Origin of the sequence: Cupriavidus sp. SIMBA_020, from assembly GCF_046535395.1 — a bacterium.
Classification (GTDB): Bacteria; Pseudomonadota; Gammaproteobacteria; order Burkholderiales; family Burkholderiaceae; genus Cupriavidus; species Cupriavidus campinensis.
The window spans coordinates 1-259 of sequence record NZ_JAWRWU010000970.1 but is presented as its reverse complement, the minus strand read 5'-3'; the positions used below and the strand labels follow the sequence as shown (position 1 = coordinate 259).

The 259-nt window shown below is 59.5% G+C and carries 1 pseudogene; it reads right to left on the bottom strand.

What is annotated here, in order from left to right:
- Nucleotides 1–148 (bottom strand): annotated as a pseudogene (locus tag SB751_RS32350) (ABC transporter substrate-binding protein); the annotation flags it as partial.
- Nucleotides 149–259: the final 111 nt, after the last annotated feature.

The following is a 259-nucleotide window of genomic DNA, read 5'->3' as shown; positions in this document are numbered from 1 at the left end:
CGAAGGCTTTCTGCGTGAGCTGCAGGTTGCCGGCCACGTCGACTATGTTCAGGGAAACGGGATCCGCCTTCGCCGCGCTCATGCCGAGCGCCGCCGCGGCCGCCACACATACGGCCAGCACGCTGGCCTTCAAGCGTCCATCGAACATCGCATCTCCTCACATCTGATTATGGGTTTTGAATACACGGCTGTTGTCGTTCTGATGCCTGTATTTCCGGCTGGACGCCTGTTTGCCGCCAGCCTGTTGCCAACTTATTGC